The 24,396-nt window shown below is 51.8% G+C and carries 28 protein-coding genes; 14 read left to right on the top strand and 14 right to left on the bottom strand.

All coding sequences use genetic code 11. The annotated features are described in order from the left end of the window. The first annotated feature begins 194 nt into the window (after window positions 1–194). The 5 genes from manX to mntP all read left to right on the top strand — a co-directional run bounded on the left by manX (window position 195) and on the right by mntP (window position 4,399). Window positions 195–1,157 (top strand): PTS mannose transporter subunit IIAB, encoded by a 963-nt coding sequence (gene manX / locus KQJ19_RS00655; protein WP_047416602.1) that lies wholly within the window; start codon window positions 195–197, stop codon window positions 1,155–1,157. 58 nt (window positions 1,158–1,215) lie between these two features. After that, the gene (gene manY, locus KQJ19_RS00650) at window positions 1,216–2,016 is read left to right on the top strand and encodes a PTS mannose transporter subunit IIC (protein WP_016153395.1); all 801 of its coding nucleotides are present in this window, start codon (window positions 1,216–1,218) and stop codon (window positions 2,014–2,016) included. Window positions 2,017–2,028: 12 nt separating this feature from the next. Beyond that, window positions 2,029–2,880 (top strand): PTS mannose transporter subunit IID, encoded by an 852-nt coding sequence (locus KQJ19_RS00645; protein WP_016153396.1) that lies wholly within the window; start codon window positions 2,029–2,031, stop codon window positions 2,878–2,880. Window positions 2,881–2,940: 60 nt separating this feature from the next. Further along, window positions 2,941–3,399 (top strand): DUF986 family protein, encoded by a 459-nt coding sequence (locus KQJ19_RS00640; RefSeq protein WP_016153397.1) that lies wholly within the window; start codon window positions 2,941–2,943, stop codon window positions 3,397–3,399. Between the two features lie 433 nt (window positions 3,400–3,832). Beyond that, window positions 3,833–4,399, top strand: a complete 567-nt coding sequence (gene mntP, locus KQJ19_RS00635) for a manganese efflux pump MntP (RefSeq protein WP_016153398.1) — start codon at window positions 3,833–3,835, stop codon at window positions 4,397–4,399. Here mntP and rlmA read toward each other — a convergent pair. The 6 genes from rlmA to mgrB all read right to left on the bottom strand — a co-directional run bounded on the left by rlmA (window position 4,396) and on the right by mgrB (window position 8,738). Then, window positions 4,396–5,205: a 23S rRNA (guanine(745)-N(1))-methyltransferase gene (gene rlmA / locus KQJ19_RS00630; protein WP_151222589.1), complete on the bottom strand. Its 810-nt coding sequence runs from the start codon at window positions 5,203–5,205 to the stop codon at window positions 4,396–4,398. The two genes, mntP and rlmA, sit on opposite strands and share 4 nt — an antisense overlap. A 63-nt stretch (window positions 5,206–5,268) precedes the next feature. Next, window positions 5,269–7,014 (bottom strand): peptidoglycan glycosyltransferase FtsI, encoded by a 1,746-nt coding sequence (gene ftsI / locus KQJ19_RS00625; RefSeq protein ID WP_103283742.1) that lies wholly within the window; start codon window positions 7,012–7,014, stop codon window positions 5,269–5,271. A gap of 219 nt (window positions 7,015–7,233) precedes the next feature. Continuing rightward, on the bottom strand, window positions 7,234–7,443 hold the full coding sequence (gene cspE / locus KQJ19_RS00620) for a transcription antiterminator/RNA stability regulator CspE (protein ID WP_001062678.1): 210 nt from the start codon (window positions 7,441–7,443) through the stop codon (window positions 7,234–7,236). Window positions 7,444–7,455: 12 nt separating this feature from the next. Continuing rightward, complete coding sequence (locus KQJ19_RS00615; RefSeq protein WP_006684179.1) at window positions 7,456–7,599, bottom strand: DUF2627 domain-containing protein; 144 nt, start codon at window positions 7,597–7,599, stop codon at window positions 7,456–7,458. Between the two features lie 636 nt (window positions 7,600–8,235). Then, complete coding sequence (locus KQJ19_RS00610) at window positions 8,236–8,520, bottom strand: YebO family protein (RefSeq protein WP_016156797.1); 285 nt, start codon at window positions 8,518–8,520, stop codon at window positions 8,236–8,238. 74 nt (window positions 8,521–8,594) lie between these two features. Further along, a complete protein-coding gene (gene mgrB, locus KQJ19_RS00605; RefSeq protein WP_016153402.1) occupies window positions 8,595–8,738 on the bottom strand; it encodes a PhoP/PhoQ regulator MgrB in 144 nt (47 codons plus the stop codon). A gap of 164 nt (window positions 8,739–8,902) precedes the next feature. Here mgrB and KQJ19_RS00600 point away from each other — a divergent pair, with 164 nt between their 5' ends. Next, window positions 8,903–9,142 carry a YobH family protein gene (locus tag KQJ19_RS00600; RefSeq protein ID WP_016153403.1) on the top strand — a complete coding sequence of 80 codons (240 nt, stop codon included), beginning with the start codon at window positions 8,903–8,905 and terminating at the stop codon, window positions 9,140–9,142. 112 nt (window positions 9,143–9,254) lie between these two features. Here the strand turns inward: KQJ19_RS00600 and kdgR are convergent, their stop codons facing one another. Continuing rightward, the gene (kdgR, locus tag KQJ19_RS00595) at window positions 9,255–10,046 is read right to left on the bottom strand and encodes a DNA-binding transcriptional regulator KdgR (protein WP_003833778.1); all 792 of its coding nucleotides are present in this window, start codon (window positions 10,044–10,046) and stop codon (window positions 9,255–9,257) included. A 174-nt stretch (window positions 10,047–10,220) separates the two neighbouring features. Here kdgR and KQJ19_RS00590 point away from each other — a divergent pair, with 174 nt between their 5' ends. Continuing rightward, entirely contained in the window at window positions 10,221–11,594 is a 1,374-nt protein-coding gene (locus tag KQJ19_RS00590) for an MFS transporter (RefSeq protein ID WP_137367351.1), read from the top strand. 49 nt (window positions 11,595–11,643) lie between these two features. Here KQJ19_RS00590 and icd read toward each other — a convergent pair whose 3' ends face one another. Beyond that, window positions 11,644–12,894, bottom strand: coding sequence for an NADP-dependent isocitrate dehydrogenase (gene icd, locus KQJ19_RS00585; RefSeq protein ID WP_003030769.1), 1,251 nt, complete (start codon window positions 12,892–12,894; stop codon window positions 11,644–11,646). Between the two features lie 202 nt (window positions 12,895–13,096). Here icd and rluE point away from each other — a divergent pair, with 202 nt between their 5' ends. Genes rluE through purB form a run of 5 tightly spaced genes read left to right on the top strand, consistent with a single transcriptional unit; the run spans window position 13,097 to window position 17,405 of the window. After that, on the top strand, window positions 13,097–13,720 hold the full coding sequence (gene rluE, locus KQJ19_RS00580; protein WP_047358300.1) for a 23S rRNA pseudouridine(2457) synthase RluE: 624 nt from the start codon (window positions 13,097–13,099) through the stop codon (window positions 13,718–13,720). A gap of 13 nt (window positions 13,721–13,733) precedes the next feature. Continuing rightward, window positions 13,734–14,195: an NUDIX hydrolase gene (locus KQJ19_RS00575; protein ID WP_216403221.1), complete on the top strand. Its 462-nt coding sequence runs from the start codon at window positions 13,734–13,736 to the stop codon at window positions 14,193–14,195. Window positions 14,196–14,248: 53 nt separating this feature from the next. Continuing rightward, window positions 14,249–15,355, top strand: coding sequence for a tRNA 2-thiouridine(34) synthase MnmA (gene mnmA, locus KQJ19_RS00570; protein WP_003832402.1), 1,107 nt, complete (start codon window positions 14,249–14,251; stop codon window positions 15,353–15,355). A gap of 34 nt (window positions 15,356–15,389) precedes the next feature. Beyond that, complete coding sequence (gene hflD, locus KQJ19_RS00565) at window positions 15,390–16,031, top strand: high frequency lysogenization protein HflD (protein WP_016153409.1); 642 nt, start codon at window positions 15,390–15,392, stop codon at window positions 16,029–16,031. A gap of 3 nt (window positions 16,032–16,034) precedes the next feature. After that, window positions 16,035–17,405, top strand: coding sequence for an adenylosuccinate lyase (purB, locus tag KQJ19_RS00560; RefSeq protein WP_016153410.1), 1,371 nt, complete (start codon window positions 16,035–16,037; stop codon window positions 17,403–17,405). Window positions 17,406–17,479: 74 nt separating this feature from the next. On the opposite strand, the gene ruvB is transcribed toward purB, so the two are convergent. From ruvB to aspS, 6 genes are all read right to left on the bottom strand, one after another. Then, complete coding sequence (gene ruvB, locus KQJ19_RS00555; RefSeq protein ID WP_016153411.1) at window positions 17,480–18,490, bottom strand: Holliday junction branch migration DNA helicase RuvB; 1,011 nt, start codon at window positions 18,488–18,490, stop codon at window positions 17,480–17,482. 8 nt (window positions 18,491–18,498) lie between these two features. Continuing rightward, entirely contained in the window at window positions 18,499–19,110 is a 612-nt protein-coding gene (ruvA, locus tag KQJ19_RS00550) for a Holliday junction branch migration protein RuvA (RefSeq protein WP_016153412.1), read from the bottom strand. A gap of 80 nt (window positions 19,111–19,190) precedes the next feature. Next, window positions 19,191–19,712, bottom strand: a complete 522-nt coding sequence (ruvC, locus tag KQJ19_RS00545; RefSeq protein WP_003034867.1) for a crossover junction endodeoxyribonuclease RuvC — start codon at window positions 19,710–19,712, stop codon at window positions 19,191–19,193. Between the two features lie 34 nt (window positions 19,713–19,746). Continuing rightward, window positions 19,747–20,490: a YebC/PmpR family DNA-binding transcriptional regulator gene (locus KQJ19_RS00540; RefSeq protein ID WP_016153413.1), complete on the bottom strand. Its 744-nt coding sequence runs from the start codon at window positions 20,488–20,490 to the stop codon at window positions 19,747–19,749. A 28-nt stretch (window positions 20,491–20,518) separates the two neighbouring features. Continuing rightward, entirely contained in the window at window positions 20,519–20,962 is a 444-nt protein-coding gene (gene nudB, locus KQJ19_RS00535) for a dihydroneopterin triphosphate diphosphatase (RefSeq protein WP_016153414.1), read from the bottom strand. 1 nt (window position 20,963) lies between these two features. Further along, entirely contained in the window at window positions 20,964–22,736 is a 1,773-nt protein-coding gene (aspS, locus tag KQJ19_RS00530; RefSeq protein ID WP_016153415.1) for an aspartate--tRNA ligase, read from the bottom strand. A 264-nt stretch (window positions 22,737–23,000) separates the two neighbouring features. Here aspS and KQJ19_RS00525 point away from each other — a divergent pair, with 264 nt between their 5' ends. Together KQJ19_RS00525 and KQJ19_RS00520 are read left to right on the top strand one after the other, a co-directional pair. Beyond that, window positions 23,001–23,567, top strand: coding sequence for a hydrolase (locus KQJ19_RS00525; RefSeq protein ID WP_169330028.1), 567 nt, complete (start codon window positions 23,001–23,003; stop codon window positions 23,565–23,567). Continuing rightward, window positions 23,564–24,382, top strand: a complete 819-nt coding sequence (locus tag KQJ19_RS00520; protein ID WP_216403220.1) for a DUF72 domain-containing protein — start codon at window positions 23,564–23,566, stop codon at window positions 24,380–24,382. The genes KQJ19_RS00525 and KQJ19_RS00520 overlap by 4 nt, the downstream gene beginning before the upstream one ends. Window positions 24,383–24,396: the final 14 nt, after the last annotated feature.

Raw genomic sequence — 24,396 nt, 5'->3', positions numbered from 1 at the left:
CCCTTCGAAATTTCTTTTTATCGGAAGTTAAATTACGGATCTTCATCACATAAAATATTTTTTTCGATATCTAAAATAATTCACGAAAATCATAGGTTTTTCTTTGTAACCCTTATCTGAATCGATTCGATTGCGGACGACGATTCAAATACATCTTCACGTTGATGTGTTAACGATAATAAAGGAGGTAGCAAGTGACCATTGCTATTGTAATAGGCACACATGGTTGGGCTGCAGAGCAGTTACTTAAGACAGCAGAAATGCTGTTAGGCGAGCAGGAAAACGTCGGCTGGATCGATTTCGTTCCAGGCGAAAATGCCGAAACGCTGATTGAAAAGTACAACGCTCAGTTGGCAAAACTCGATACCAGTAAAGGCGTGCTGTTTCTCGTTGACACATGGGGAGGCAGCCCGTTTAACGCTGCGAGCCGCATTGTCGTCGATAAAGAGCATTACGAAGTCATCGCCGGTGTGAACATTCCCATGCTGGTTGAAACCTTCATGGCGCGTGATGACAACCCCAGCTTCGATGAATTAGTAGCACTGGCCGTTGAAACCGGTAGCGAAGGCGTGAAAGCGCTGAAAGCAAAACCGGTGGAGAAAGCCGCTCCAGCCCCAGTCGCGGCGCCAAAAGCAGCAGTTCCCGCCAAACCGATGGGTCCGAACGATTATATGCAGATCGGCCTGGCGCGTATTGATGACCGCTTAATCCATGGTCAGGTGGCAACTCGCTGGACCAAAGAAACCAACGTAACACGCATTATCGTCGTCAGTGATGAAGTTGCCGCCGATACCGTGCGTAAAACGCTGCTGACCCAGGTTGCACCTCCGGGTGTGACGGCGCATGTGGTTGATGTCGCGAAAATGATCCGCGTCTACAACAACCCGAAATATGCAGGTGAGCGTGTGATGCTGTTGTTTACCAACCCGACCGACGTAGAACGTATCGTTGAAGGTGGTGTGAAAATTACCTCTGTAAACATTGGCGGTATGGCTTTCCGTCAGGGTAAAACGCAGGTAAACAACGCAATTTCTGTCGATGAAAAAGACATCGAAGCCTTCAAGAAACTCAACGAACGCGGTATTGAGCTCGAGGCTCGTAAGGTTTCTACCGATCAGAAACTGAAAATGATGGATTTGATTGCCAAGGTGAAATAACGCCCTGGCATTTACTTAGTTTTCACACTTAAGTCTGTATAGCAATAGGAGAAGTACAATGGAGATTACCACTCTTCAGATTGTGCTGGTGTTCATCGTCGCATGTATCGCGGGTATGGAGTCGGTACTCGATGAATTTCAGTTCCACCGTCCGTTGGTGGCCTGTACGCTGATTGGTGCCGTTCTCGGTGATATGAAAACCGGTATCATCATCGGTGGTACCCTGGAAATGATCGCCCTGGGCTGGATGAACATCGGTGCTGCGGTTGCACCTGATGCCGCACTGGCCTCAATTATCTCTACCGTTCTGGTTATCGCGGGTCACCAAAGCATTGGTGCAGGTATCGCGCTGGCTATCCCACTGGCAGCAGCAGGCCAGGTACTGACCATCATCGTTCGTACTATCACCGTAGCATTCCAGCACGCAGCGGATAAGGCGGCAGAAAACGGTAACCTGACGGCGATCTCCTGGCTGCACGTATCCTCCCTGTTCCTGCAGGCTATGCGTATCGCTATCCCGGCGGTAATCGTGGCGATTTCTGTTGGTACCAGTGAAGTTCAGAGCATGCTTAATGCCATTCCGGAAGTTGTGACCGGTGGTCTGAACATCGCAGGGGGTATGATCGTAGTGGTAGGTTATGCGATGGTCATCAACATGATGCGCGCAGGCTACCTGATGCCATTCTTCTACCTCGGCTTCGTCACCGCGGCATTTACTAACTTCAACCTGGTTGCTCTGGGTGTGATTGGCGCAGTAATGGCTATCCTCTACATTCAGCTGAGCCCGAAATATAACCGCGTAGCCGGTGCACCTGCTGCTGCGGCTGGCAATAATGATCTCGATAACGAACTGGACTAGCAGGTGAGCGAAATGGTTGATATGACTAAAACTACCACCGAGAAAAAACTCACTCCGAGTGACATTCGTGGCGTGTTCCTTCGTTCTAACCTGTTTCAGGGTTCCTGGAACTTCGAACGTATGCAGGCGCTGGGTTTCTGTTTCTCCATGGTGCCGGCTATCCGCCGCTTGTACCCGGAAAACAACGACGCTCGTAAGCAGGCTATTAAGCGTCACCTGGAATTCTTTAATACCCATCCGTACGTAGCAGCCCCCGTATTGGGCGTTACGCTGGCGATGGAAGAGCAGCGTGCAAACGGCGCAGAGATTGACGATGGTGCCATCAACGGTATCAAAGTTGGTCTGATGGGACCGCTTGCAGGCGTGGGCGACCCGATCTTCTGGGGTACCGTACGTCCGGTATTCGCCGCACTTGGCGCAGGTATCGCGATGAGCGGCAGTCTGCTTGGACCACTGCTGTTCTTCATCCTGTTTAACCTGGTTCGTCTGGCAACCCGTTACTACGGTGTGGCATACGGCTACCGTAAAGGTATCGATATCGTTAAAGATATGGGCGGCGGCTTCCTGCAGAAACTGACTGAGGGGGCGTCAATCCTCGGCCTGTTTGTCATGGGGGCATTGGTTAACAAGTGGACGCACGTAAACATCCCGCTGGTGGTTTCCACCATCACCGGTCAGGATGGTCAGACTCGCGTCACCACTGTGCAGACTATCCTTGACCAGTTGATGCCGGGTCTGGTTCCTCTGCTGTTGACTTTCGCCTGTATGTGGCTGCTGCGTAAAAAAGTGAACCCGCTGTGGATCATCGTTGGCTTCTTCGTCATCGGTATCGCGGGCTACGCTGTCGGACTGCTCGGCCTGTAAGACTGTTGTACACCGCCGGGGGCTTGCCCCCGGTTTTTCTATTTAGAGGGTTGAGGATTCATGACTATCACGGACCTGGTGCTGGTTCTTTTTATCTTTTCGCTGCTGGCGTATGCCATTTACGATCAGTTCATCATGCCCCGCCGTAATGGCCCTACTCTGCTGTCTGTCGCCCTGCTTCCTCGTAGCAGAGTCGACAGCGTTATCTTCCTTGGCTTGATTGCTATTCTTATCTACAACAACATCACCAGCCACGGCGCGCAATTTACCACATGGTTATTATGTGCACTGGTATTGATGGGACTGTATCTGTTCTGGATCCGTACGCCAAAAATCATCTTCAAACAGAAAGGCTTTTTTTTCGCCAATGTCTGGATTGAATATAACCGGATTAAAGAGATGAATTTATCTGAAGACGGTGTCCTGGTGATGCAATTAGAACATCGAAGATTACTGATTCGCGTACGGAATATAGACGATCTCGAAAACATATATAAACTTTTAATTTCAAATCAGTAAGTTACAAATATAGCCTGAACTATGTTTTTTATATATCCATTCAAAAATAAACATAGCCAAGGCTATATCCCACTGCTCATAATGTTATTTATTTTAACGTTTTATTTATAAATAAATCTAAATGAAAATCGTTTTCAATTAGAGGACAGATATTATTTCTGCGTTTCTTGTTTTATATTCTCAAAATATGTTAAGGTTGCGCCCGTCGTTGGGGAGTAGCCGATTTCCAGACTCCGGAAATGTACGTGTCAACATACTCGTTGAAAAACGTGGCGCGTACGGACTGATCTTACAGGTTCAGTCAGGCGAGACCATAGGCACATCAACTGCAATGCATACCTGAATGGCGCTGTATTTACAGTGATTCCAGCCTGTATGCATGGTTACTGGGGGCAGTGATGTGTGTTATGGATACCCCGGTCAGGACGCTGTTATGAATCTCACCGCTACTGTTCTTCTTGCTTTCGGCATGTCGATGGATGCTTTCGCTGCATCAATTGGCAAAGGCGCCACCCTGCATAAACCCAAATTTTCTGAAGCACTGCGCACCGGCCTTATTTTCGGCGCCGTTGAAACGCTTACGCCGCTCATTGGCTGGGGCATGGGTATGCTCGCCAGCAAATTTGTACTGGAGTGGAACCATTGGATCGCCTTCATTCTGCTGATCTTTTTAGGCGGACGAATGATAATAGAAGGCTTTCGCGACGACGGGGATGAAGATGAAGAGCCACAGCGCCGCCATGGCTTCTGGCTGCTGGTCACCACCGCCATTGCAACCAGTCTCGACGCAATGGCCGTCGGGGTGGGTCTGGCTTTCCTGCAGGTCAACATTATTGCCACAGCGCTGGCCATCGGCTGCGCCACGTTGATTATGTCTACGCTCGGCATGATGATCGGTCGTTTCATTGGCCCGATGCTGGGCAAGCGAGCTGAAATTTTGGGCGGGGTGGTACTGATAGGTATTGGCGCCCAGATCCTCTGGGCACACTTCCACGGTTAATTCAGGCGCTGCCAGATATGAATACTAAAGTCTGTCTGGCAGTCAAACGTCGTTTTTCCGGCTAACGTTTCCCACACTTCCGGCTTTGCCCGCCAGGCGAACGGCGTCATTTGCAGTAACGCAACGGCCTCGCTACCTTTGAGCTGCATCTGATACCCCAGCGCAAGACTCTCTTGCAGAACAAAACCGTCCAGTTGCTCAGTGTGTGGCGCATGCAAACGCACCTCATCATAAATCAGCCCTTTCAGCTCCATTAAATGACGCGGACCCGGCGTGGCGGTAATAACCCAGCCACCCGGTTTGACCACGCGAGCCAGCTCCGGCGCTTTACAGGGCGCATAGATCCGGATGATGGCATCCATTGACTCGTCGGCAAACGGCAGACGATGGCTGGAGGCAACGCAAAAGGTCACCTGCGGATAACGTCGGGCTGCGGACTTAATCGCCACTTTAGAGACGTCAAGACCAAAGGTTGTACAGCCCGTCAGCGCATCGGCAAACGCATGGGTGTAATACCCTTCCCCACAGCCAATATCCAGGATCGCCGCATCTTCTGAACTCAACCTCTGGGTGAGCGCATCCACAATTGCATCGCGCAGCGGCTGATAGTGTCCGGCATCGAGAAATGCCCGGCGCGCCTGCATCATCTCCGCGCTATCACCCGGATCGCGCGAGCGTTTGTGCTGAACCGGCAGTAAGTTGACATACCCTTCTTTCGCCACGTCAAACTGGTGCCGCCCAGGGCAGACAAAACTGTTATTCGCTTGAGTAAGAGGCTGGTGGCAAAGAGGACAGGAAAACGACATGACAACTCCGGCAGGTGACTTAAGGGCGCAAGTGTAACGCGAATTGCGCCCAGGGAAAATAACTTACAGCGACGGCGAGGATACGTTGCTGCCGTGCATTACCAGCAGATGATCGGAGCCGGGAGGCATACCGTCAGGCTTTACGTTTTCCAGACGCAGGACATCGCCCATTATCTGGCTGAATACCGGCGCGGAGACTGCCCCCCCATAATAAGCACCGTTTTGCGGGTTATTTATAACCACAACCAGCGCGAACTTTGGGTCGCTTGCTGGCGCAACGCCCGCCGTATAGGCCACATATTTATCGACATATTTGCCGTCATCGCCAATTTTCTTTGCCGTTCCAGTCTTAACCGCGACGCGATAATCTCTGACCGCGGCCTTGGTTCCCCCGCCGCCGGGTAGCGCGACGCTTTCCATCATATGTTCAACCTGGTGAACCAGCGCCTCCGGCATCACTCGCGTACCGATTACCGGCGGATCGATACGTGTAATAGAAAGGGGTCGATAGATACCAAAACTGCCGATGGTGGCATAGACATGCGCCAGTTGGAGCGGCGTCACCATTAATCCATAGCCAAATGCGAAGGTTGCCCGGTCCAGATCGCTCCAGTAGCGGCGTTGAGGCATTAATCCGCGACTTTCCCCGGTTAAACCCAGTCCGGTTGGATCGCCAAAGCCAAAGCTTTTATAGGTATTCAGTAATTTCTGTACCGGCATCGCCAGCGAAAGGTGTGACACGCCGGTATCGCTCGATTTCTGCAAAATCCCGGTCAGCGATAGCTCCGGGTAAAATCCGACGTCGCGGATGCGATGGCCATCAACAATAAAAGGATGAGTATCAATCACGCTGTCAGGCTGTACTATCCCCTGCTGCAGAGCGGTCATAATCACCAGGGGTTTTACGGTTGAACCGGGTTCAAAGGTATCGCTAATTGCACGATTACGAAAATCATCCAGTACCGCGCCATCACGGTTATTGGGATTGAAATCGGGAAAGCTTGCCATGGAGAGTATTTCGCCGGTGGCAATGTTGACCAGCACTGCGGCCCCTGATTCCGCTTTATTCCATGTCACGGCATTGTCCAGCGCGTCTTCAGTAACCGTCTGCAAACGCTCATCAATGCTGAGCTGTAATTCATGCGCAGGCACCGGCATCACTTCCGTGATATTTTCGATGACATGGCCAAATTTGTCTTTCCGTACCAGGCGGGAGCCAGGTTTGCCCATCAACTGGCTATTGAAGCTTTTCTCCAGCCCTTCAATCCCCTGACCGTCAATGTTGGTGAAACCAATCAGATTGGCTGCAACATGTCCGGCGGGATAAAAGCGGCGGGACTCTTCACGCAGGTTGATTCCCGGCAGATCCAGTTTGTCGACCCATTCTGCCTGCTGAGGAGAGATCTGGCGCGCCAGATATATAAATCGCCCGGCGGGATTGCTGTTAACGCGTTCAGCCAGCGTGTTGAGAGAAATATGCAGCGTCTTCGCTAACGCCTGCCAACGTTCGTTATAGCCAACGCCACCCTTGCTGATAATCGTCTTCGGATCGGCCCAGACGGCGTTAACCGGAACGCTTACCGCCAGCGGTCGCCCTTCTCTGTCGGTTATCATTCCGCGTGGCGAAGCGATGGACACCTCGCGTAAGGAACGCATGTCTTCCTGTTTTACCAGATTCGTCGGCGTGACAATTTGCAACCACGCAACCCGTCCCAGCAGCAATCCAAGGCTCAATAATATTGCCACACAAAGCAGGGCAAAACGTACGGGAGTAAAATTGCGCGCATCGCCGTCGTTTTTCTTTTTCACCCGATCTCCAACAAGATAGTTTTTCAGGTGTCTGATTTAACGGGAAATGCCGCAAGAAAGCGGGGAAAACTATGCTACGAACATCACGCCTTTGCAACAAAGCGCTAATGGATGGGCATTCAGTAATATTTTGACGTAATTTGAATTAAAAAGCCCCGCATAAGCGAGGCTTTATATCTGAGATGGATGCGCAAAAGCGCTTCAAATCAGTGGTGTCGATCAGATAGCTGTTACGTTAACAGCAGCCGGACCTTTCTGGCCGTCCTGAATTTCGAACTCAACGTTCTGGCCTTCAGCCAGAGTTTTGAAGCCGTTACCCTGGATAGCGGAGAAGTGTACGAACACGTCTTTGCTGCCATCAGCCGGAGTAATGAAACCAAAACCTTTAGACTCGTTGAACCACTTAACTTGACCTTTAATCTTTGCCATTTGCAAAATTCCTTAGAGTATTTTCTTCGCCCGCGGGCATAACATAGATAAAACTGAGACATTACTGCTTGAGGCACTAATATAAGGTTCGGCAGAGAAGCGGTATTCAACGTCAACGTGTTTACTCAGGACTTCTTTACTGAAAATGCCACACATAAACAGAACTGTACCTCGTTTAACCCAAAACGTGTTATCACATACAACGTTAATAATGGCAAGCCATTTTTAAACGTGTCTCGATCGGTCGCACAAATCCCGTCGTCCATCAAACAGCAACTGCACAGTTATGCGCCAGGTCGAGTAGAATTATATTCTCGCCTCTCTCCCCTATCCCCGCCTGACTTGCGCCATAGCCGGGATATTTCTACCATAGCTCAATAGCTTCAGTTGTTCCAGGTTATCTGTTACGGGTTCTGCCAGATATCATTTTTTATGCTTAGTAATGCATAAAATGTCACAAGCGTAAAAATGAGATCCGCCTTCTGGTTTTGCACCAAAATAATGAAAGAATGATGACAAGGCACAAAAAAAGTAAGAGAAACGTTTCGCTGTTAATAAAACGATCGTTATCACAAAAATGACATAATCATATTTTTTACGTATGGAAGATTATATTTATATCAGACTGGGGATAAGATATTAATTAGTCGGAGCATCTGAAAATACTGAGAATAGATGACTGCCCGGCCGCCAATTACACGACGGGGACAGAAGAAAATAATCTGACGCGCTGACGACAGGATGAAGCAACTGAGAACAACAACAGCCGTTCCTCATCCTGCCATACCTTTTTTACCGCTCAGCTACCAGGCGGATGATGTCATCGTCTTCATCCTTAATGGGCAGTGCAGTAGGCTCTGCTGCTTTCTCGGGTTCGTTAGCTTCGCAAAGGCGACGTAACAAAGCGTTCTGTCTTTTTTGCTGATCTAACAATGCCTCAAGCAGCTCAATCTGCTCGTTAGTACGCGAACTTGCCCGATTGATAAAAAACCAAAGAACAAGCCCAACAATCAGAACCACCACCGATACCGCTAAAGACGCAAAACTCAACGCGCCAGAATTCAAAACTTCGTTCATTTTACCACCTCAATGTAGACAGTGTAGTTTACCACTGCCGCACAAGAAGGTAATCAACTGTTGCGAAAATGCGCTTACCAGGGAATAAATTTATTGAAGGCACAAATACCGCTGAAAAATTGTACGTCCTGATCGCACATGATGTTGAACACCTGCGCCCACATCAGTATGCATACCAGTACAACAACAATCAGCACTACCCAGCGAATTTTTTTCACTCCAGCTCCACTCTTCAACTCCACATCTTATGTCTATAAATTATCATGCGTTACCTAAACCCAGCGTTAACTGTATAGGCATTCAATCTTTTTAGGAATGATTGACTTGTTTCATACCGTGTACAGGCTAATCTAATAACAATGAGAAAAGATAAGAGGTTGTAATGCGTCTGATTATCCGCGCTATTGTGTTGTTAGCTCTGGTTTGGATCGGTTTATTATTGAGCGGCTATGGAATTTTGATTGGAAGTAAGGAGAATGCTGCCGGTCTGGGTCTGCAATGCCAATATCTGACTGCCCGTGGAACCAGCACGGCACAGTACGTCCACACCAGTAGCGGTATCATTGGCCTGTCGGATTGTCCCCTGTTAAGGAAAAGCACGGTCATTATCGATAACGGCTAATAATGCAACATTACATTCGATACGTTATATACGCCAGGTAACGTTATGACTGTTCATAAAAAACCCCAGGTACAAAATACCTGGGGTTTTTAACATTCGCGATTACGTCAGATTAGAACGGATAGTCGTTATAGCCCATTTGTTCTGAAATCTTGCGCGCTGCCGTATGCAGCATTGCCACATACTCGTGTAAACGCTCTTCTGAGAAACGCAGCGTTGGGAATGAAATACTCAACCCCGCAATAACCACGCCGAAACGGTCAAACACCGGTACGCCGATGCAGCGCAGGCCTTCTTCCTGTTCTTCGTTATCTTCGCCGTAACCCTGCTCACGTACTTTATCCAAGAGTACCAGTAATTCATCAGTATTCGTAATGGTACGATCGGTGCTGCGTTTGTACTCAATGCCATCCAGAATCTGCTTCACTTCATCGCGGTCACGCCATGCCAGCAGAACTTTACCGATAGCCGTACTGTACAGCGGATTACGACGACCAACGCGGGAATACATGCGCAGATTGTACATAGAGTCGATTTTGTGAATGTAGACGATGCTGTCTTCATCCAGCGCACCGAGGTGTACAGTCTCTTTGGTCAGGCGCGAAAGTTCGCGCATCTGAATGTCAGCGCTACGGATAAGATCGACGTTTTGCAACGCGCGCGCGCCCAGCTCGAATAATTTCAGGGTCAGTGAGTATTTCTCAGACTCCCCTTCCTGTGCCACATAACCCAGCGTTTTCATGGTCTGCAAAAAACGATAAACGGTGCTTTTCGACATCATGACGCGTTGCGACAACTCGGTAATACCAATTTCGCGCTCTTCACCCAGCGCCTGCAGAATGCCAAAAACTTTCAGCACGGAAGATACAGAATCGGGTTGCTTATCCAGATCTGCGATTGCCATTTATCACCCCTTTCGAGTGTTTTATAAAAATCAGAACCGGTTTTTATTATAATTTCACGTACCAACCCTCGCAATCGCTCTTTGCTCACTTAGTTACAAATCTGCGACCTAACACCTGAATATCAATGCTAAAATTATTACTCTCATCATAAATTCCACAAATATCGACTTTCTATGGAAAAAATTCAGGCCGATGGTCTGCCATTGCCCCAGCGATATGGCGCAATTTTAACCATTGTTATTGGCATTTCTATGGCAGTACTCGACGGTGCAATAGCGAACGTGGCCCTGCCAACTATCGCCGCCGATCTTCAGGCCTCACCTGCCAGCTCAATCTGGATTGTGAACGCCTATCAAATCGCGATCGTCGTTTCGCTCCTGTCCCTCTCTTTTTTAGGCGATATGTTCGGTTACCGGCGCATTTATAAGTGTGGCCTGGTCGTGTTCCTGCTTGCATCGCTATTTTGTGCCTTGTCAGATTCGTTGCACATGCTGACGCTGGCTCGCGTCGCCCAGGGTTTTGGCGGTGCGGCGCTAATGAGCGTGAATACGGCATTGATCCGACTTATTTATCCCCAGCGTCAGCTTGGGCGGGGGATGGGGATTAACTCTTTTATCGTCGCAGTCTCCTCGGCTGCGGGTCCGACCATTGCCGCAGCAATTCTTTCTATTGCCTCCTGGAAATGGCTGTTTCTGATTAACGTCCCGCTGGGAATAGTTGCCCTGTTGCTGGCGATGCGTTTTTTGCCAGCCAATGCGTCCCGCGGCACTAAACCACGCTTTGACCTGCCCAGTGCGGTAATGAATGCCTTAACGTTTGGCTTGTTAATTACGGCGCTCAGCGGCTTTGCACAAGGACAGTCGCTAAAACTGATTGGTGCCGAGCTTGTGGCGCTTATGGTGGTGGGTTTTTTCTTTATCCGACGCCAGCTCGCGCTGGAGGTGCCGTTACTGCCGGTTGACCTGTTACGCATTCCACTGTTTTCACTCTCGATTTGTACCTCGATATGTTCATTCTGCGCACAAATGCTGGCATTGGTTTCCCTGCCCTTCTTTATGCAAACGGTGCTCGGACGCAGCGAGGTCGAAACAGGCCTGCTGTTGACGCCATGGCCGCTGGCAACCATGGTGATGGCGCCGCTGGCGGGATATCTGATTGAACGCGTTCACGCCGGGCTGTTGGGTGCATTGGGCATGGCGTTGATGGCAAGTGGGTTGTTTTCGCTGGTGCTGCTGCCCGTTTCCCCCTCCGATTTTAATATCATCTGGCCGATGATTCTGTGCGGCGCAGGCTTTGGCTTGTTCCAGTCCCCAAATAATCACACCATCATCACCTCCGCGCCGCGTGAACGCAGCGGTGGGGCAAGCGGTATGCTGGGGACGGCGCGCTTGCTGGGTCAGAGTACCGGGGCCGCGCTGGTCGCGCTGATGCTAAACCAGTTTGGCGACAGTGGAACGCACGTCTCGCTGATAACCGCAGGCATTCTGGCCTCGCTGGCAGCAATTGTGAGTGGTTTACGCATTACGCAACCGCGAGTTCAGGCATAAAAAAACGGGAACCTCTCGGTTCCCGTTTTCACACAACCCAGTATCTGGATTACATGTTTTCGATGATTGCGTCGCCAAACTCACTACATTTCAGCAATTTAGCGCCGTCCATCAGACGTTCGAAATCGTAAGTTACGGTCTTGGCGTTGATCGCGCCTTCCATACCTTTAACAATCAGGTCAGCCGCTTCAACCCAACCCATGTGGCGCAGCATCATTTCAGCGGACAGAATAATGGAACCTGGGTTCACTTTATCCTGACCTGCATACTTCGGTGCAGTACCGTGGGTTGCTTCGAACAGCGCACATTCGTCACCGATGTTCGCGCCCGGCGCGATACCAATACCACCAACCTGTGCGGCCAGCGCATCGGAGATGTAGTCGCCGTTAAGGTTCATACAGGCAATCACATCATATTCAGCCGGACGCAGCAGGATCTGTTGCAGGAACGCATCGGCGATAACATCCTTAACCACGATCTCTTTGCCGGTTTTCGGGTTCTTGATTTTCACCCACGGACCGCCGTCGATCAGTTCACCACCGAATTCTTCACGCGCTAACTGGTAACCCCAGTCTTTGAACGCGCCTTCGGTGAATTTCATGATGTTACCTTTGTGTACCAGGGTAACAGAATCACGATCGTTAGCGATGGCGTATTCGATCGCCGCACGAACCAGACGTTTAGTCCCTTCTTCAGAACACGGTTTGATACCAATACCGCAATGCTCCGGGAAGCGGATTTTCTTCACGCCCATCTCTTCGCGCAGGAATTTAATCACTTTCTCGGCATCTGCAGAGTCCGCTTTCCATTCGATACCTGCGTAGATATCTTCGGAGTTTTCACGGAAGATGACCATGTCGGTCAGTTCAGGGTGCTTAACCGGGCTAGGCGTGCCCTGGTAATAACGCACCGGGCGCAGGCAGACATACAGGTCAAGTTCCTGACGCAGGGCAACGTTCAGAGAGCGAATACCGCCGCCAACTGGGGTGGTCAGTGGGCCTTTGATGGCAACACGATATTCACGAATCAGATCAAGGGTTTCAGCAGGCAGCCAGACGTCCTGGCCATAAACCTGAGTGGATTTCTCGCCGGTGTAGATTTCCATCCAGGAGATTTTACGCTCGCCTTTATAGGCTTTCTCGACAGCAGCATCGACAACTTTGATCATCGGTGGGGTTACATCAACGCCGATACCGTCGCCTTCAATGAACGGGATAATCGGATTTTCAGGAACGTTGAGTTTGCCGTTTTGCAGGGTGATCTTCTTACCTTCCGCCGGAACAACTACTTTGCTTTCCATTCACCTCTCCTTCGAGCGCTTCTGGTTCTGCTCGTCTGTCATCGCGCTGCATGTGCGTTTGCGTCCTGCTGCACGAATGCGTTAGAGCAATTTTTTGTTAATGTTTTGTAATGAGCATGTCAATACTACCCTAATGTTCGTCGCCATGAAAGACACTCGTTCTTAGGCTATAATGCGGCAATTGATATAATCTGAAAATACCATGCAAAAAACTTCTTTTAGAAATCACCGGGTTGAGCGATTCAGCTCACGACAAGTCACCAAACAGCGTAAAGAAAACCAGCCAAAACGCGTGGTTTTGTTCAATAAACCCTACGATGTTTTGCCACAATTTACTGACGAGGCGGGCAGAAGCACGTTAAAAGATTTTATTCCCGTGCCGGGAATCTATGCTGCGGGCCGACTCGACCGGGACAGCGAAGGACTTTTGGTGCTGACCAATGACGGCGCGCTGCAGGCGCGGTTAACGCAACCCGGCAAGCGCACGGGGAAAATCTATTACGTCCAGATCGAAGGCGAGCCGACAGCAGAAGCGCTGGATGCGCTGCGTACCGGGGTGACGCTCAATGATGGTCCCACGCTGCCCGCAGGTATTGAAATAGTAGAGGAACCCACCTGGCTGTGGCCGAGAAACCCGCCTATTCGGGAACGGAAAAATATCCCCACCAGTTGGCTGAAAGTTACTTTATATGAAGGCCGTAACCGCCAGGTTCGTCGTATGACAGCGCATGTTGGATTCCCGACGCTGCGCCTCATCCGCTATGCCATGGGAGATTACACGCTGGAAAATCTCGCCAACGGTCAATGGCGGGATGCAACTAACTGAATAAGGAACAGGTATGTTCAAACCGCACGTCACGGTCGCCTGCATTGTGCATGCAGAAGATAAGTTCTTAGTCGTTGAGGAAACAATCAATGGCAAAGCCCTGTGGAATCAACCTGCAGGACATCTGGAAGCGGATGAAACCCTGGTGCAAGCCGCCGCTCGCGAACTGTGGGAAGAAACGGGCATCAAAGCGCAGCCGCAACACTTCATCCGGATGCATCAATGGATTGCCCCGGACAAAACGCCCTTTTTACGTTTTCTGTTTTCTATCGAGCTTGCCAATATGTGCGCTACTGAACCTCATGACAGCGATATAGATTGCTGTCGCTGGGTCAGCGCAGAAGAGATTCTCTCAGCGCCAAATCTGCGTTCACCGTTGGTTGCGGAGAGTATTCGTTGCTATCAGAGCGGACAGCGCTACCCGCTGGCGATGATCGGCGAATTTAACTGGCCGTTTACAGAGGGTGTCAAGTAAGGGGCTGCGTGCTAGAATATGCCGCCTTGAAGTTCAATGTCGTGAGTATTCCTATGTCTGAAAGCCCAAAAAAAGTGATCGTCGGCATGTCCGGCGGTGTCGATTCCTCCGTTTCTGCCTGGCTGTTGCAACAACAGGGTTATCAGGTAGAAGGCCTGTTCATGAAGAACTGGGAAGAGGACGATGGCGAGGAATATTGCACAGCGGCCGCCGATCTTGCGGATGCGCAGGCTGTCTGTGACAAACTCGGCATTGAACTGCATACCGTCAACTTTGCTGCAGAATACTGGGACAACGTCTTTGAACTGTTCCTTGAAGAGTACAAAGCGGGCCGTACGCCAAACCCCGATATTCTGTGCAATAAAGAAATCAAGTTTAAAGCCTTCCTCGAGTTTGCCGCCGAAGATTTAGGTGCCGATTATATCGCCACCGGTCACTATGTGCGCCGCGCCGACGTCGACGGCAAAAGCCGCCTGCTGCGTGGACTTGATGGCAATAAAGACCAGAGCTATTTCCTCTACACGCTCGGTCATGAACAAATCGCGCAAAGCCTGTTCCCGGTCGGCGAACTGGAAAAACCGCAGGTGCGTAAAATTGCCGAAGATCTCGGTCTGATTACGGCCAAGAAAAAAGACTCAACCGGTATCTGCTTCATCGGCGAACGTAAGTTCCGCGAGTTTCTCGGTCGTTACCTGCCGGCTCAGCCAGGCAAAATCATCACCGTTGATGGCGAAGAGATTGGCCAGCATCAGGGCCTGATGTACCACACGCTGGGTCAGCGTAAAGGTCTGGGCATTGGCGGGACGAAAGAAGGCACGGAAGATCCGTGGTACGTGGTGGATAAAGACGTCGAGAACAACATTCTGGTTGTTGCTCAGGGTCATGAACACCCGCGTCTGATGTCCGTTGGCCTGGTGGCGCAACAGCTGCACTGGGTCGATCGCGAACCGTTCACCGGCACAATGCGCTGCACAGTGAAAACCCGCTATCGTCAGACCGACATTCCGTGCACCGTTAAGGCGCTGGATGCTGAGCGTATTGAAGTCATTTTCGACGAGCCAGTCGCGGCGGTAACGCCGGGTCAGTCGGCTGTCTTTTACAATGGTGAAGTGTGCCTCGGCGGCGGCATTATCGAACAACGATTGCCTCTGCCGGTATAATTACTTACACATCTAATACAAGGAAGCAGTGAACGTGGCAAAGAATTATTATGACATCACCCTCGCTCTGGCAGGCATTTGTCAGTCGGCACGCCTGGTGCAGGAACTGGCGCACCAGGGGCATTGTGATGCCGATGCATTGCACGTTTCACTGAACAGTGTCATCGACATGAATCCCAGCTCTACGCTGGGCGTGTTTGGCGGTAGCGAGGCCAACCTGCGTTTAGGTCTGGAAACGATGCTCGGCGTGCTCAACGCCAGCAGTCGTCAGGGGCTGAACGCGGAACTCACCCGCTACACGTTAAGCCTGATGGTGCTGGAGCGTAAGCTGTCAGCCGCTAAAGGCGCGATGGACACGCTGGGAGACCGCATCAACGGCTTGCAGCGCCAACTGGACCATTTTGATTTGCAGTCAGAAACGTTGATGAGTGCGATGGCAGGCATTTATGTTGACGTCATCAGCCCACTCGGCCCACGTATTCAGGTTACGGGCTCCCCGGCCATCCTTCAGAGCCCACAGGTTCAGGCTAAAGTACGCGCTTCCCTGCTGGCTGGCATTCGCGCTGCCGTGCTCTGGCATCAGGTTGGTGGAGGCCGTCTGCAACTCATGTTTTCTCGTAATCGCCTGACGACTCAGGCTAAACAAATTCTTGCTCATTTAACCCCGGAGTTGTGATCTATGGAATTATCCTCACTGACCGCCGTTTCCCCTGTCGATGGACGCTACGGCGATAAAGTCAGCGCGCTGCGCGGGATTTTCAGCGAATACGGTTTGCTGAAATTCCGTGTACAAGTTGAAGTACGCTGGCTGCAAAAACTGGCCGCGCACGCAGCGATCAAGGAAGTTCCTGCTTTTGCTGCCGACGCAATCGGTTTCCTTGATGCGATTGTCGCTAACTTCAATGAAGAAGATGCTGCGCGTATCAAAACCATTGAGCGCACGACCAACCATGACGTGAAGGCAGTTGAGTATTTCCTGAAAGAGAAAGTGGCGGATATCCCGGAACTGCACGCTGTTTCCGAGTTCATCCACTTCGCGTGTACCTCAGAAGACATCAACAACCTGTCTCACGCGCTGATGCTGAAAACCGCCCGTGACGAAGTTGTTCTGCCGTACTGGCGCAAGCTTATCGACGCGGTGAAAGATCTTTCCGTCCAGTATCGCGATATTCCTCTGCTCTCCCGTACCCACGGTCAGCCAGCCACCCCGTCTACGCTGGGCAAAGAAATGGCTAACGTGGCTTACCGTATGGAGCGTCAGTACCGCCAGCTCAATCAGGTCGAAATCCTCGGCAAAATCAACGGTGCAGTCGGTAACTATAACGCCCACATCGCCGCTTATCCGGAAGTGGACTGGCATCAGTTCAGCGAAGAATTTGTCACCTCGCTGGGCATCCAGTGGAACCCGTACACCACGCAGATTGAGCCGCACGACTACATTGCCGAGCTGTTTGATTGCATCGCCCGTTTCAACACTATCCTGATCGACTTCGACCGCGATGTCTGGGGTTACGTGGCGCTGAACCATTTCAAACAGAAAACCATCGCGGGTGAAATTGGCTCCTCCACCATGCCGCACAAGGTGAACCCAATCGATTTCGAAAACTCCGAGGGTAACCTGGGCCTGTCTAACGCGGTTCTGCAGCATCTGGCGAGCAAACTGCCGGTCTCCCGCTGGCAGCGCGATCTGACGGACTCTACCGTTCTGCGTAACCTGGGCGTGGGGATTGGCTATGCGCTGATCGCTTATCAGTCCACGCTGAAAGGTGTGAGCAAACTGGAAGTGAACCGCGATCATCTGCTGGATGAACTGGATCATAACTGGGAAGTGCTGGCAGAGCCGATCCAGACCGTGATGCGTCGCTATGGCATTGAAAAACCATACGAGAAGCTGAAGGAACTGACCCGCGGCAAACGCGTTGACGCCGAAGGTATGAAGCAGTTTATCGACGGTCTTGCGCTGCCTGAAGACGAGAAAACTCGCCTGAAAGCAATGACGCCGGCCAATTACATTGGTCGCGCCGTCACCATGGTTGATGAACTGAAGTAATCTGTTTTACGCCTGTCAGGCCTGCATCATATCGTAGGCCTGCCAGGCGTAGCGCCATTAGGGATTATTGGATCTTATGGCATTTCCGGCGGTGTAATGCCAAAGTGGTTCCACGCCCGCACCGTTGCCATACGTCCGCGCGGAGTTCGCTGCAGAAAACCTTGCTGAATCAGATACGGCTCCAGCACGTCCTCAATGGTTTCACGCTCTTCCCCAATCGCCGCCGCCAGGTTATCCAGTCCTACCGGTCCACCGAAGAACTTATCGATAACCGCCAGCAGCAGCTTACGGTCCATATAATCGAATCCTTCCGCATCCACATTGAGCATATCCAGTGCCTGAGCGGCAATATCTGCTGAAATTGTGCCGTCATGCTTCACTTCGGAGAAGTCGCGTACCCGGCGTAATAAACGGTTGGCGATACGCGGCGTACCACGGGCGCGGCGTGCCACTTCCAATGCGCCTTCATCGCTCATTTCCAGCCCCATAAAGCGGGCGCTGCGTCCAACAATGTGCTGCAGGTCTGCCACCTGATAGAATTCCAGGCGCTGTACAATACCGAAGCGGTCACGCAGCGGAGACGTTAACGAACCGGCGCGCGTCGTCGCCCCGATCAGGGTAAACGGCGGCAGATCGATCTTAATCGAACGTGCGGCTGGTCCTTCGCCAATCATGATATCCAGCTGATAATCTTCCATCGCCGGATACAGCACCTCTTCCACCACCGGCGACAGGCGATGGATTTCATCGATAAACAGCACATCGTGCGGTTCAAGGTTGGTGAGCATTGCCGCCAGATCGCCCGCTTTTTCCAGTACCGGACCGGAAGTGGTGCGCAGATTAACGCCCATTTCATTGGCAACAATATTGGCAAGCGTGGTTTTACCGAGACCTGGAGGACCGAAAATCAGCAGGTGATCGAGGGCTTCACCGCGCAGCTTCGCCGCCTGGATAAAAATCTCCATTTGCGAACGCACCTGAGGCTGGCCAATATACTCTTCCAGCAATTTGGGGCGGATCGCGCGATCCACCAGATCTTCAGGGGTCGTGCTGACAGCCGAAATCAGGCGATCTGCTTCAATCATCCTTTACCTCACAATGCCGCGCGAAGCGCTTCACGAATCAGAGTTTCACTGCTGGCATCAGGGCGAGCAATTTTGCTCACCATGCGGCTGGCTTCCTGTGGTTTATAGCCTAACGCCACCAGCGCAGCAACCGCTTCCTGCTCGGCGTCATCCGTTGCAGGACTGGCCGGAGAGGTCAGGACCAGATCCGCCGCAGGCGTGAAGAGATCGCCATGCAGGCCTTTAAAGCGGTCTTTCATTTCCACAATTAAGCGCTCTGCGGTTTTCTTACCTATACCCGGTAATTTCACCAGCGCGCCAAGTTCTTCGCGCTCAACGGCATTAACGAACTGCTGTGCAGACATACCGGAGAGGATCGCCAGCGCCAGCTTCGGCCCGACGCCATTGGTTTTGATTAACTCTTTAAACAGCGTGCGTTCTTGTTTGTTGTTAAAACCATATAGCAGTTGAGCGTCTTCACGCACCACAAAATGGGTGAAGATAATCGCTTCCTGCCCGGCTTCCGGCAACTCGTAGAAACAGGTCATCGGCATATGGACTTCATAGCCTACTCCGCCGGTTTCCAGAAGGACCAGCGGGGGTTGTTTTTCAAGAATGATGCCTCTGAGTCTGCCTATCACGTGACGCTCCTGCGTTAAGGGCTAAAAGGTAATGCGCTATCATAAAAAAAGGCTGGATAGATATCCAGCCTCATTTGTCACTAACGTAACCGACCTCGCGCCAGATTCAGCCGCGACTCGCTCATTTGCATGGCGTTCTGGCTGACGTGGCAATGGGTAATAGCAATCGCCAGCGCATCCGCGGCATCCGCCTGCGGATTTGCCGGGAGTTTTAGCAGCGTGCGCACCATATGCTGAACCTGGCTTTTTTCCGCGCTGCCGATACCTACCACGGTCTGTTTTACCTGGCGGGCCGCATATTCAAAGACCGGAAGATCCTGATTGGTAGCCGCAACGATTGCCACGCCGCGCGCCTGCCCCAGCTTTAGCGCCGAGTCAGCATTCTTCGCCATAAAGACCTGCTCAATGGCAAAATAGTCGGGCTGGAACTGGGTGATGATTTCCGTCACGCCCGCATAAATCAACTTCAGACGTGATGGAAGATCGTCGACTTTGGTGCGAATGCAGCCGCTACCGAGGTAGGTCAGCTGTCTGCCGACCTGACGGATTACGCCATAACCGGTGATGCGCGACCCCGGATCAATGCCGAGAATGATAGACATCACGCATCTCCTGTTAGTTTATGGCTTAACCACATCATTCGAGCGTTGCAGCAACCTCATCGGAGATTTCGCCGTTGTGGTAAACTTCCTGCACGTCGTCGCAGTCTTCCAGCATATCGATCAGACGCATCAGCTTCGGCGCCGTTTCTGCATCCATATCCGCTTTGGTGGAGGGGATCATAGACACTTCAGCCGCGTCCGCTTTCAGACCAGCCGCTTCCAGCGCATCACGCACTTTGCCCATCTCTTCCCACGCGGTGTAAACGTCAATCGCGCCGTCGTCGAAGGTCACAACGTCTTCAGCGCCCGCTTCCAGTGCCGCTTCCATAATGGCGTCTTCGTCGCCTTGTTCAAAAGAGATCACGCCTTTTTTGCTGAACAGGTAAGCTACGGAACCGTCGGTACCGAGGTTGCCGCCCGTTTTAGTGAATGCGTGACGCACTTCCGCAACGGTACGGTTACGGTTGTCAGACAGACACTCAATCATAACGGCTGTTCCGCCAGGACCGTAACCTTCATAGATGATGGTTTCCATGTTCGCATCATCGTCGCCACCAACACCACGCGCGATTGCACGGTTCAGGGTGTCACGGGTCATGTTATTTGCCAGCGCTTTATCAACCGCGGCGCGCAGACGTGGGTTAGCATCTGGATCGCCGCCGCCCAGTTTGGCTGCCGTCACCAGCTCACGAATGATTTTGGTGAAAATTTTACCGCGTTTAGCATCCTGCGCTGCTTTACGATGTCTGGTGTTGGCCCATTTACTATGACCTGCCATAAATAATCTCTCCAAAAAGCGCGCCTTCTCAGGCGACGTTAATTACAAACTCTTCAATCGCCTGCCGGTTACTCCACGACTTGGTTAACTGCGCGGCTTCGTGCGCATTAACCCAACGGTAGGTCAGATGTTCGGTGAACACGATCTCTCGTTCAGAGGGAAGTGCCAGGCAAAACCAGGATTCAGTATTACGCTCAATTCCCGGCGCATAGCGATGACGTAAATGGCTAAAAATCTCAAATTCCACCGTGCGCTGACAGTCAATTAAGGTCAGTTGCTCAGTCGCAACATCAATGGCGACCTCTTCCTTTACTTCGCGCATCGCGGCTTGCGACGCGGTTTCACCCTCTTCAAGGCTGCCGGTGACCGACTGCCAGAAATCAGGATCGTCGCGTCGCTGTAACATCAGCACTCTCCCGGTGTCCTTTGCATAAATCACGACTAACACCGAGACAGGCTGTTTGTATCTCATATCAGTTATTCTCGGCCTTCTTAACAACCTGAATGCTCAGTTCCGCCAGCGCAGCTTCGTTGGCAAAGCTTGGCGCTTCAGTCATCAGACACGCTGCAGCGGTGGTTTTCGGGAAGGCAATAACGTCACGAATGTTGTCAGTACCGGTCAGCAGCATCGTCAAGCGATCCAGACCAAACGCCAGGCCCGCATGCGGCGGTGTACCGTATTTTAGCGCATCCAGCAGGAAGCCGAACTTCTCGCGCTGTTCTTGCTCGTTAATGCCCAGAATGCCGAATACGGTCTGCTGCATATCACCGTTGTGAATACGCACGGAACCACCGCCCACTTCATAGCCGTTGATGACCATATCGTACGCGTTGGCAACCGCGTCTTCCGGCGCAGCTTTCAGCTCAGCGGCAGTCATGTCTTTTGGCGCGGTGAACGGGTGGTGCATCGCGGTCAGCCCGCCTTCACCATCGTCTTCAAACATCGGGAAGTCGATAACCCACAGCGGCGCCCATTTGGCTTCGTCGGTAATGTTCAGGTCTTTGCCCAGTTTCAGACGCAGCGCACCCATCGCGTCGGCCACCACTTTCTTGTTGTCGGCACCGAAGAAAATCATGTCGCCGTCTTGCGCACCGGTACGCTCCAGAATCGCGTCTACGATTTCTGCGTTCAGGAACTTAGCAACCGGGCTGGTGATGCCTTCCAGGCCTTTCGCACGCTCGGTGACTTTGATGTAAGCCAGACCTTTCGCGCCGTAAATCTTAATAAAGTTACCGTAATCGTCGATCTGCTTACGGCTTAAGCTCGCACCGCCCGGTACACGCAGGGCAGCTACGCGGCCTTTCGCATCATTCGCCGGACCAGAGAACACGGCGAACTCAACGCCTTTCACCAGATCGGCAACGTCAACCAGTTCCATCGGGTTACGCAGGTCTGGTTTATCGGAACCGTAACGACGCTCGGCTTCGGCAAAGGTCATGATCGGGAAATCACCCAGATCCACACCTTTAACTTCCAGCCACAGGTTACGCACCAGCGCTTCCATCACTTCACGCACCTGCGGCGCGGTCATGAAGGAAGTCTCAACGTCGATCTGAGTAAATTCAGGCTGACGGTCAGCACGTAAGTCTTCATCACGGAAGCATTTTACGATCTGATAGTAGCGGTCAAAACCGGACATCATCAGCAGCTGTTTAAACAGCTGAGGAGACTGCGGCAGCGCGTAGAACTTACCTTTATGAACACGAGAAGGAACCAGGTAATCGCGCGCGCCTTCCGGCGTAGCTTTGGTCAGCATCGGAGTTTCGATGTCGAGGAAGCCGTGATCGTCCATAAAACGACGCACCAGGCTGGTAATTTTGGCACGCGTTTTCAGGCGCTGCGCCATTTCAGGGCGACGCAGATCCAGGTAGCGATACTTCAGTCGCGCTTCTTCGGTGTTTACGTGGTTAGAGTCCAGCGGCAGCGAGTCTGAACGGTTGATGATGGTCAGATCGGAGGCCAGCACTTCAATTTCGCCAGTCGCCATATCGGCATTGACGTTTTTCGCGTCACGCGCACGCACGGTGCCCGTAACCTGGATACAGAACTCATTACGCAGTTCGGAGGCCAGCTTTAACGCATCCGCACGGTCCGGATCGAAAAATACCTGCACGATACCTTCGCGGTCGCGCATATCGATAAAGATCAGGCTACCAAGATCACGACGACGGTTGACCCAACCACACAGAGTCACCTGCTGCCCCTCGTGGGACAGACGTAGCTGTCCGCAATATTCTGTACGCATGAGATATCCCTTAACTTTGCCGCAGGCGGATTGTCACCTGTCTCGCAGGTGACGAAGTCGCAGCTTTAGCTGAATGTCACAACTGAATGAAAAAAGGCGGCTATTATACTGGAAATTCTGCCGCACGATAAGTCCGGTACTGACTGTACGCCTGTTTCCTGGACGGGCATTGCGTAATCTCACAAAAAATAACAAAAATTGTCGTCCCTTTCACACTGATTCGCGATTAAGGTGTAACGGAATTCTTTTTTTACTGGAGTGATCATGCTGGAACTGAACGCAAAAACAACCGCTCTTGTTGTTATTGATCTACAGGAAGGTATCCTGCCTTTCGCTGGCGGCCCACACTCGGCAAACGACGTGGTTGCCCGCGCCGCGCAGTTGGCGGAAAAATTCCGTGCCCACGGTTCCCCGGTGGTAATGGTGCGCGTCGGCTGGTCTGACGATTATGCCGAAGCGCTGAAACAGCCAGTTGATGCTCACGCTCCGGCCAAAGCGTTACCCGAAAACTGGTGGAATTACCCGAGCGCTCTGGGTAAATGCGCCAGCGACCTCGAAGTGACCAAACGCCAGTGGGGAGCTTTCTACGGCACCGATCTGGAATTACAACTGCGTCGTCGGGGCATCGAGACCATCGTCCTGTGCGGCATCTCCACAAATATTGGCGTGGAGTCGACGGCGCGAAATGCGTGGGAGCTGGGTTTTAATCTGATCGTTGCAGAAAACGCCTGTAGTGCCGCCAGCGCTGAGCAACATCAGGGCAGCATGACGCATATTTTCCCGCGTATCGCACGCGTACGCAGCGTGGATGAGATCCTGCAAGCGCTATGATTTATATCGGTTTACCCCAGTGGGCGCATCCCAAATGGGTGCGTCTGGGGATCACCAGCCTTGAAGAGTATGCCCGCCACTTTAACTGTGTGGAGGGCAATACCACGCTGTACGCGCTGCCAAAAGCCGACATTGTGGCCCGCTGGCATGCGCAGACTACCGATGTGTTTCGATTTTGTTTTAAGTTTCCGGCCACCATTTCGCATCAGGCCGCGCTGCGTAATTGCGATGACCTGGTACAAGAGTTTTTCACGCGCATGTCGCCACTTGAATCACGCATTGGACAATACTGGCTGCAATTACCCGCGACTTTTGGCCCGCTCGACCTGCCTGCCTTGTGGCAGTTTCTTGATGCGCTCCCCAAATCCTTTACCTACGGTGTGGAAGTTCGCCATCCGGACTTCTTTGCCAAAGGCGAAACAGAGCAACGATTCAATCGAGGCCTACATGAGCGCGGGGTAAATCGGGTGATTCTGGACAGTCGACCGGTACATGCCGCCATACCACATACTGAAGCGATACGTGACGCCCAGCGCAAGAAGCCAAAGGTTCCGGTGCATGCGGTGGTGACGGCAAACCATCCGATGGTACGCTTTATCGGCAGCGATAATATGGCACAAAACAGCGCGCTTTTTGCCGTCTGGCTGACCAAGCTGTCGCAATGGCAACAAACCACAACGCCGTATCTGTTTTTACATACCCCGGATATCGCGCAGGCCCCGGAGCTTGTCGATACGCTATGGGCAAATTTACGCAGCGCCCTGCCAGAGATCGGATCAGCTCCGTCTATTCCACAGCAATCTTCTCTTTTCTGAAAATGCCACCTATC

The organism is Citrobacter sp. S46_ASV_140, from assembly GCF_018919545.1.
Taxonomy (GTDB): domain Bacteria; phylum Pseudomonadota; class Gammaproteobacteria; order Enterobacterales; family Enterobacteriaceae; genus Citrobacter; species Citrobacter braakii.
Note: the sequence above shows the minus strand (reverse complement) of the source record. Positions and strands in the feature narration are given on the sequence as shown.